The sequence below is a fragment of the Rhodopseudomonas sp. B29 genome (genome assembly GCF_000333455.1).
Classification (GTDB): domain Bacteria; phylum Pseudomonadota; class Alphaproteobacteria; order Rhizobiales; family Xanthobacteraceae; genus Rhodopseudomonas.
Genome location: NZ_BADD01000689.1, coordinates 1 through 8,865 on the forward strand (window position 1 = coordinate 1; position 8,865 = coordinate 8,865).

The 8,865-nt window shown below is 66.1% G+C and carries 8 protein-coding genes; 2 read left to right on the top strand and 6 right to left on the bottom strand.

Features of this window, described 5'->3' with window-relative positions:
• The coding region (locus tag I5M_RS24930; RefSeq protein WP_022723885.1) for an acyl-CoA dehydrogenase family protein at positions 1–792 on the top strand (792 nt) is incomplete at its 5' end.
• A gap of 483 nt (positions 793–1,275) precedes the next feature.
• Positions 1,276–2,571: a CerR family C-terminal domain-containing protein gene (locus I5M_RS33905; protein WP_244432091.1), complete on the top strand. Its 1,296-nt coding sequence runs from the start codon at positions 1,276–1,278 to the stop codon at positions 2,569–2,571.
• 143 nt (positions 2,572–2,714) lie between these two features.
• On the opposite strand, the gene I5M_RS24945 is transcribed toward I5M_RS33905, so the two are convergent.
• From I5M_RS24945 to I5M_RS24970, 6 genes are all read right to left on the bottom strand, one after another.
• Positions 2,715–3,977 (bottom strand): adenosylmethionine--8-amino-7-oxononanoate transaminase, encoded by a 1,263-nt coding sequence (locus tag I5M_RS24945; RefSeq protein WP_022723886.1) that lies wholly within the window; start codon positions 3,975–3,977, stop codon positions 2,715–2,717.
• Positions 3,974–4,612, bottom strand: a complete 639-nt coding sequence (bioD, locus tag I5M_RS24950) for a dethiobiotin synthase (RefSeq protein WP_022723887.1) — start codon at positions 4,610–4,612, stop codon at positions 3,974–3,976. Before bioD ends, I5M_RS24945 begins: the two co-directional genes overlap by 4 nt.
• Positions 4,609–5,739 carry an 8-amino-7-oxononanoate synthase gene (locus tag I5M_RS24955; protein ID WP_022723888.1) on the bottom strand — a complete coding sequence of 377 codons (1,131 nt, stop codon included), beginning with the start codon at positions 5,737–5,739 and terminating at the stop codon, positions 4,609–4,611. Before I5M_RS24955 ends, bioD begins: the two co-directional genes overlap by 4 nt.
• 137 nt (positions 5,740–5,876) lie before the next feature.
• Positions 5,877–6,383 (bottom strand): hypothetical protein, encoded by a 507-nt coding sequence (locus I5M_RS24960; RefSeq protein WP_022723889.1) that lies wholly within the window; start codon positions 6,381–6,383, stop codon positions 5,877–5,879.
• A 104-nt stretch (positions 6,384–6,487) separates the two neighbouring features.
• Positions 6,488–7,912: an amidase gene (locus tag I5M_RS24965; RefSeq protein ID WP_022723890.1), complete on the bottom strand. Its 1,425-nt coding sequence runs from the start codon at positions 7,910–7,912 to the stop codon at positions 6,488–6,490.
• Between the two features lie 135 nt (positions 7,913–8,047).
• The coding region (locus I5M_RS24970; RefSeq protein WP_022723891.1) for a hydroxyacid dehydrogenase at positions 8,048–8,865 on the bottom strand (818 nt) is incomplete at its 5' end.

Below are 8,865 nucleotides of genomic sequence, written 5' to 3' on the forward strand. Positions count from 1 at the left end.
ACGATCGCACGCCGCGAAGGCGACGAGTGGGTCATCAACGGCCACAAGCACTACACCACCAACGGCTCCGGCTGGGAGGGCACCGGTTGTCATCTGTTCGCCGTGGTCTGCCGCACCGATCCGACCAAGGGCGCGCAGGACTCGCTGGCGATCATCATGGTGCCGGGCAATACGCCGGGGATCAACGTCGAGGGCTTCCTCGAACCTGCCGGACACCGCGCGTCGATCACGCCGCGCATCAAATTCAGCAATGTCCGCGTGCCGGCCGCCAACATCCTCGGCAAGCCCGGCGACGGCGTTCGCATGGTGCAGCAGAATTTCGCCTGGACGGCCGCGCTGATCGGCGCCTCCTGCGTCGGCGTGATGCGCGCCGCGTTCGAATACGCCCTCGACTGGGCCAAACGCGAGACCAAGTCCGGCCCGCACCCAATCGTCGATTACTCGGTGATCGGCTACGAATTCGCCGACATGAAGATGAAGATCGAAGCCTGCCGGTACTTGAGCTGGAAGGCGTGCCAGCAATTCGATCTGACCGGCGGCAGCGAGCAGGAATTGGCGGTGATGGCCAAGGTCTACTGCTCGGAAGTCTGCGTCGATGTCTGCTACGACGCGATGAAGATCGTCGGCGTCGACAGCTACATGAGCTCACATCCGCTCATGCAGCTGATGACCGACTCGCTGTGCTTCCCGCTCTACGACGGCGGCAATCTCGGAGCGCGCCGCCGCCAGCTGCACAACATCATCAAGGCCGCGGATTACGATCCGCTGACGGCAGCCTACGCCCAGGCCTGACCTCCACGCCGTTCGGGGGCCGAGCTTGCGCCACGCCCCCGAACGGGCAGCGACCTCTACTCTCGATTTGTTCTGCCGATCACTCGCAGCGGAACAACATTGCCGGGCGCGATCGTTATCGGGCTGCAATAGATCCCTCTAACTTCGGCTCGTTTTCGGCCCTGGACACGGACGGGCCGAAGGCAACTTTTCCCAGCAGCCTGAGGACGAAGTGGTTCCGCCAAGGGCGCCGGCTTGCCGAGAGTGCGGCGCGTTCACCGCCGCAATTTATCTTAGATGATCCGCGGCGATGCCCAGTAGCGCCAGTCCCGCTTGCCTCGCGTCGCCCGCTGTACGAACGGATTGATCCATCGCAAAGCCTCATTCATTCGAACGAATTAAGCGAAGTCGGACGAGGCGGTGACGATGGGATTCAACGGCCAACCTGCACTTCTTCAGTCCGCGTCTGCGTCAGGCGCCCACCGCCACGACACCCGCGCCCGGATGATCGAGGCTGCCATCGAGGTGTTCGGATCGGTCGGCTACGACGGCGCCAGCACACGCCAGCTCACCGAGCGCGCGGCCGTCAATCAAGCCGCGATCCCTTATCATTTTGGCGGCAAGCGCGAACTCTACCTCGCCGCCGCGCAGTCAATCGCCCATTACATGCGGTCGCGCATCGATCCGCTGATCGAAACGCTGCGCCGCGTCCGGGACAGTAATGGAGCCTCGGAGATCGAGGCCGTGGTGATCAGCTTCTTCAAGCTCATTGCCGGCAATGAAGAGCCCGAAGCCTGGACGACGTTCTTCGTCCGCTGCGAACGCGAGGCCGACGACGCCTTTCGCATCATCCATCTGCAGGCGGTGGCGAGATTCCAGAGTGCGCTGATCTGCGCGGTGGCCGCAGTCACCGAAGCTTCGCCGAGCAACGAAGATCTCAAGATCCGCACCGCCATCGTGCTCGGCGCGATCTCGAATTTCCGCACGCTGAGGAACGTCATGCTGAATTCACTCGGCTGGGACACATTCGACGCGGAGCGGACGCGGAAGCTCGAAGTCGCCATCCGGCGACTGGTGCAATCCGAACTGCTCGGTATCCATAGGGATGACGGCGCGGCGACCACCCACCTGCCCGGCTCCGCCAGATCGCAACTATCACCCACGGCTCGACCGACAAAGGAGGCTGCCATGACCAAGCCCGATCTCACTCAAGCCTATCTGGAATGGACCAAGCAGAAGCTCGACGAGTCCGCCGCGACGATCGCCAAGATCGAAGAAGCGGCCGCCAAATTCAGCGACGCGTCGAGCGCCAAGGCGCAGGAAGCACTGGCTCAGCTCCGCACCGCGCGCGAGGCCTTCCAGGCGCAAGTCAGCGCGCTGCAGGGCGATCTTGGCGCCTCCAAGCAGGTCACGGACGCGGCGATGGCGGCGGTCTCGGCGCAGTGGAATGAAGTCGAGCTGGCCTTCCAGAAATTCCTCGGCACCGCGGGCGATCAGGCCGGCGTGGTGAAGGAAGCCCTCGCCGCCCGCGCCGAGGCGCAGCGCCAGGCGTTCGTCTCGTCGCTGGAAGCGATGCAGACCGGCGCAGCATCGGCGCTCGAACAGGGCCGTAAGGAAATGGAATCCCAGATGCGCCGCTGGACCGAAGAGACCGAGAAGACCCTCGGCCCCAAGCTGACGCAGCTGTCGGCGGCCGGCGACGAGACCTGGAATGCGCTCAAGGCCGGCCTAGACGAGACCGCCGCCGTCTACGAGAAGACCTGGTCGCGGATTTCACAAGCATTCTCGAAGACGAAGTAACATCGCTCTGGCTCCCCACCTCGTCATGGCCGGGCTCGTCCCGGCCATCCACGTCTTGGACACGGATGAGCTTCAAGACGTGGATGCCCGCGACGAGCGCGGGCATGACGGGTTGAGAAGCATTCCGCTGAACGATAGACCGTTCAACGCGTCAGCATCTCCGGCGCCGCCGCGATGGCGTCGTACGCCGCAGCAATCTCCGCCGCCGTGCTGCAATACGGCGGCATCATATAGATGGTGTTGCCGAGCGGACGCAGCAACAGCCCACGCGCCATGAAGTAAGCGTAAAGCCGCGGCCCGATATCGGCCAGATAGCCGGCGTCACCGACGACGAGATCGACCGCCGCAATGGTGCCTATCTGGCGCACATTGGAAAAGCGCGCATCGTCGCGGAACCGGTCCAGCGCGCGCGTGTGAGTCGCGGCAAGCGCGTCGATCCGCTGCTGCACCGGCTCGGTCTGCCACACCTCCAGATTGGCCAGCGCCGCAGCGCAGGCGATCGGGTTGGCAGTGTAGGAGCTGGAGTGGAAGAAGGTCTTGCGCCGATCCGTCGAGTAGTGCGCGTCGAAGATTTCGCGGCGGCACATCGTCACCGCGAGCGGCACCGAGCCGCCCGTCAGGCCTTTCGAATAGCAGGCAATATCCGGCACGATGCCGGCCTGCTCGCAGGCGAACAGCGTGCCGGTGCGGCCCCAGCCGGTCATCACCTCGTCGGCAATCAGCAGCACGCCGTGCGCCTTGCAGATCCGCGCCATCTCGGCCAGCACCCACGGCGGATAGATCAGCATGCCCCCGGCGCCGAGCACGAGCGGCTCGACGATCAGCGCCGCGACCGGCTCGCTGCGGCACGCCTGCTCCAGCGCATCGAGCGTTGCCTGCTCGGCGCCGGCGCGCGGGAACGGCAGGCGGCTGACGTCGAACAGCAACGGATCGTAAGGCGCGTTGAACACGCCGCGCTCGCCGACCGACATGCCGCCGATGGTGTCACCGTGATACGCGCCCTCGAGCGCCAGAATGCGCCGCCGACCCTCGCCGACATGCAGCCAGTAGCCCAGCGCCATCTTCAGCCCGACTTCGACCGAGGTCGAGCCGCTGTCCGAATAGAACACGTGCGTCAGTTCGTCCGGTGTGATTTCGACCAGACGCTGCGCCAGTTGCTCGGCGGGCGGATGAGTAAAGCCGGCGAAGATGATCTGATCGAGCCGCGCCGCTTCCTGCTGGATCGCGGCGATGATCTTCGGATGGCGATGGCCGTGCGTCACCACCCACCACGACGCGATGGCGTCGAAGATGCGCCGGCCGTCGTCGGCTTCGAGCCAGGCGCCTTCGCTGCGCACGATGGTCGGGACGTCGCCCTGCACCGCATGCTGGGTGAACGGATGCCAGACCGGCGAAGTTAGCGTCATGGCACGTCTTTCAGAAAATCCTGCGGATCAAACGCGTCGACGAATGCCGCGCGGAGCGAGGTCGCATCGAGTGACGCCAGCCGCGGCAGCCGGCCAAGCCGGCGGACCCGGCCGAGTTCGGTGATAATCGCTTCACTGTCCGGCATCGCATCGCCCAGAAAGGCGACGCCGAGCAGCGGAATGCCACGTGCGCGGATCGCCTCGATCGACAGCAGCGTATGATTGATCGTACCCAGCGTCGTTCGCGCGCACAGCACCAGCGGCGACGCCCAGCGCGCGAACACGTCGATGTAGGTCACCTCGCGTGTCAGCGGCACCATCAAGCCGCCCGCCCCTTCCACCACCAGCGGTCGCGCCACCTCAGGCAAATCCAGGGCGGCGACATCGATCGTGACGCCGTCGATCGCGGCGGCGAGATGCGGCGATGCCGGCGTCTTGAGCGAGTAGCGCTCGGCCAGAATGCGATCGGCGGGGAGCCCCGACATCCGTTGCACAGCCTGCGAGTCGGTTTCCTCTTCCAGCCCCGACTGCACCGGCTTCCAGTAGTTCGCATCCAGCGCGCCGGCGAGCGCGGCGGAGAACACCGTCTTGCCAATGCCGGTGTCGGTGCCGGTGACAACGATGCGTGCACTCATGCCGCGATCCGCATCTCGGTCGCGACGGCGTCAAACAGCGCGGCAATCACCTCCTCGCTGAGATTGGCCGACAGCGCGATGCGCAGCCGCGCCGTACCGACCGGCACGGTCGGCGGCCGGATCGCACGCACATCGAACCCGCGCTGCTGCAGCGCCGCCGCGACCGCGACCGCCTGCTGATTGCCGCCGATGATGATCGGCACGATGTGCGAGCCCGACGAGGCCACGCCGCAGCGCCGCTGCAGCTCGCGCGCGGCGAACGCTACTAACTCCGCCAACCGCTCGCGCCGCTGCGGCTTGGTGCGCGAGATCTGCAGCGCCGCCCGCGTGACTGCGGCGATCAGCGGCGACGGCGCCGTCGCGAAGATGAAAGGCCGCGCCCGGTTGACCAGGAAGTCGCGCACGATCTTCGGACCGACGACGAAGCCGCCGACGGTGCCCAGCGCCTTGCCGCAGGTGTGCAGCGTGATGACATTGGGCCGGCCATCGAGATGCGCCGCGAGGCCGCGGCCGTCCGGACCTAGCACGCCGGTCGCATGGGCTTCGTCGATCACCAGCACGGCATCGTGACGCTGCGCCACCGCGTAAAGTGCGTCGAGCTGCGGACTATCACCATCCATGCTGTAGACGCTCTCGACAGCGATCCAGGCGCGACCGCGACCACCGGAGGCGCGCCATTGCCGCAGCTTGTCCTCGAACGCATCGACATCACTATGCGGCACACGCTCACTGGTGGCGCGGCTCTGCCGCAGTCCTTCATGGACGCTGGCGTGGATCAGTTCGTCGTACAGCACCAGATCGCCGCGCTGCGGCAGCGTCGAGAAGATGGCGTGATTGGCGGTGAAGCCGGCGCCAAAATAGAGCGCGCTTTCGGCGCCGAAGTAATCCGCCGCTTCGGCCTCCAGCGCTTCGTGTTCGTCGTGATTGCCGCGCAGCAGCCGCGAGCCGCCGGCGCCGACTGGTACGCCGCGCGCGATCGCCTCCGCAGCCGCTTCGCGCAGTTCGTCGGACTCGGCGAGGCCGAGATAGTCGTTGGAGGTGAAGTCGATTCCGGCCCGCGGCTGCAACTTGCGTCGCCGCCCCTGATCTTCAAGCGCGCGAAGATCGGCCTGGAGGCTGTCATACATGGATCATGTCCGGATAGTTTTGCCGGCGCGTTATGGCCCGGATCCGGCTGTCAGCCAAGCGCTGTGCCGCAGGGCTGACGCCGCAACGTCGCAAGGTCTCAGCAATAGCCCGACAAATCTTTCGCCAAGGCGCTGCGCTAGCTGCCGTCGTCGTCCTCGTAGCCGCGCTCCGAGGGGCCGGAGATGATTTCGTTGCGCAGCGTTTCGAACCGGTGCTTAGCGTCGCGCTCGCGCGCATCGACGAACGCTAATACCTCGTCGCGGCCCATCGGACCGGAGACGATCGGAAGCGAAGTGTCGCCGATGGTTTCCTCGACGTGATAGCGATCGTCGGCCAGGCGGCGGATGGTCCATCTGAAGCGCAACGCGTCGAGCGGGCCAGGACCGAACCGGCTTTGGCCGTCGATGTCCTCGACCTCGACTTTTGGCTCAGGTGCGCCGTCGGCCTCGGTGGCCTCAGGCTCGGCGGACATCGGTTCAGCTTCGAATTCCCGCGGCTGCACGTCCTCAGCCGGGCTCGGCGCGGCTTCGTGCTCCGGCTGCGCTTCGCTGAGCCGGTCCGTCGTCGCCTCTGGCTTCGCCGGCCGCTCGAAAATGCTCGCGATGACCGCCAGAGCCTGGTCGGTCGGATCTTGTCCAGTCAATTCAAAATTCCCCCGCCGGGCTTAGGCAAGACCTGCCGAGCCCCGAGCGTCAACGTCGACCTTGGTCGCTTGTTTCTAAAAAAACTAACGATTCTCGTCGCCAATCAGGCGCAATTCGGCGGTCTCCGGGTTTTCCACGGCTGCGCCTGCTCCAGTTGCGATGCGAGCCGCAGCAGCGTCGCCTCGTCGCCGAAGCGGCCGGCGAACATCATACCCATCGGCAGCCCGCTGCGGCTCCAGGCCAGAGGCACCGACATCGCCGGCTGCCCCGACATGTTGAACAGGCTGGTACCCGGAATGTAGCGGCGGAGCAGCGGGCTGATGCCTGACAGATCGCGCGCCATGGTGTCGAGCTCGCCGATCTTGAGCGGCTGCAAACACAGCGTCGGCGACAGGAACACGTCGACGCCCTGGAAGAAATCGGCCAGGCTGCGCGAGATCTGATAGGCCAGAAGCTGCGCGCCGCAATAATCGACACCGCTGGCGCGGCGCGCATTGGCGGCGCTGGCGAGCGTCAGGACTTCGAAATCTTGATCCGTCATCGGACGGCCGGCCGCCTGCTCGGCGAGCCGCACGCTGAGCCCGGTATTGCAGGCAACGATCGCCGCAATCACCTCGGCCGGATCGGCCGGCAGCTTCGGCGCGCGCTGCTCGACATGATGGCCGAGACCTTCGAGCAGCTTCGCGGTGTCGCGCACCGCGGCTGCGATCTCGGGATCAATCGCATCGCCATAGGTCGAGACATCCGTGAACGCGATCCGCAGTCGGCCGGGATCGCGGCCGACTTCCTGCGCGAACGGCCGCTCCGGCGGCGGCGCCACATAGGGGCTGGTCGGCTCCGGCCCGTTCAGCGCGTCGAGCATCACCGCGCTGTCGCGCACGCTGATACTCACCACGTGGCCGCAGGCGAAGCCGCCCCAGCCTTCGCCGCGATCCGGCCCGATCGGATTGCGCGCCCGCGTCGGCTTCAGGCCGAACACGCCGCAGGCCGACGCCGGAATGCGGATCGAGCCGCCGCCGTCGCTGGCATGCGCGACCGGCAGGATGCGCGCCGCGACTGCGGCGGCAGCGCCGCCGGACGAGCCGCCCGACGAATGATCGAGATTCCAGGGATTGCGGGTCGGCCCATGCAGCCGCGACTCTGTGGTCGGCATCAGGCCGAACTCGGGGCTGGCGCTCTTGCCGAAGATCGTCAGCCCCGCCGCGACGAAGCGCGACGCCAGCGTGCCGGTGTGCGGCGCGACGAAGTCCTTGTAGAGGCTGGCGCCGAAGGTGGTGCGCGTGCCGGCGAGCAGATCGAGATCCTTCAGCACGAACGGCACGCCTTTGAACGGGCCGTCCGGCAATCCGGCTTCGATCTGCTTGCGCGCATGATCGTCGTGCCGCACCACGATCGCGTTGAGCTTGGGATCGAGCGCATCGGTCCGCGCGATCGCCTCGTCCAGCAGTTCCGCTGCCGTGACCTGCTTGCTCCGCACCAGCTCGGCGAGGCCCACGCCGTCGTAATCACCGTATTCCTTGAACGCCATCGTCGGCCTCCCCTCGTCGTTGTTGTTATCACGAACCTCACCGCGTCATTGCGAGGAGCGTAGCGACGAAGCAATCCAGCGCAGTGCACTGAGCTGGATTGCTTCGCTTCGCTCGCAATGACGAACGGGGCGAATTTACCTCAGCACATCCTGGTTAACGACATTTGCCGCGATCGGGGCACCGTCAAGCGCGCTCAGCATGTTGCGGGCGGTCTGTTCGCCCATGCGGTCGAGCGCCTCGCGGGTGACGCCGGCGACGTGCGGGGCGATGATCACGTTGGGCAGATCGAACAGTCTGTGGCCGTGCGGCGGCGGTTCGACTTCGAACACATCGAGCCCGGCACCGGCGAGCCGGCCGGCCAGCAGCGCCTCGTACAGCGCCTGCTCGACCACGATGCCGCCGCGCGCGGTGTTGATCAGATAGGCGGTCGGCTTCATCTTCGACAGCCGTCCAGCGTCGAACAACGCTGTGGTTTCCGGCGTCTTCGGGCAATGCAGGCTGACGAAATCGGCACGCGGCAGCGCCGCATCGAGATCGCTCACCGCCTGGCAGCCGGCGGCTTCGATTTTCCCCGCAGCTACGTAGGGATCGTACACCAGCACGGTCATTTCCATCGCCAGGCAGCGCTTGGCCGTACGTGTGCCGATGCGGCCGAAGCCGACGATCAGCACCGTCTTGCCGAACAGATCGAACGGCAGTGCGCCCAGCCGCGAAGCCCAGGCGCCAGTCTTCACCAGCGCATGTAGCTCGGCTCCGCGCTTGGCCAGGGTCAGCATCATGAACAGCGCCTGTTCGGCGACCGACGGCGAGTTCGCGGTGCCGGCCGTCATCAGCGGCACCTTGCGGCGATTCAAAGCCGGCACGTCGATCGCATCGTAGCCGACGCCGATACGCGCCACGACTTTGATGTCCTGCGCCGCGTCGAGTTCGTCTCGCCGAATCGCTCGCCCCA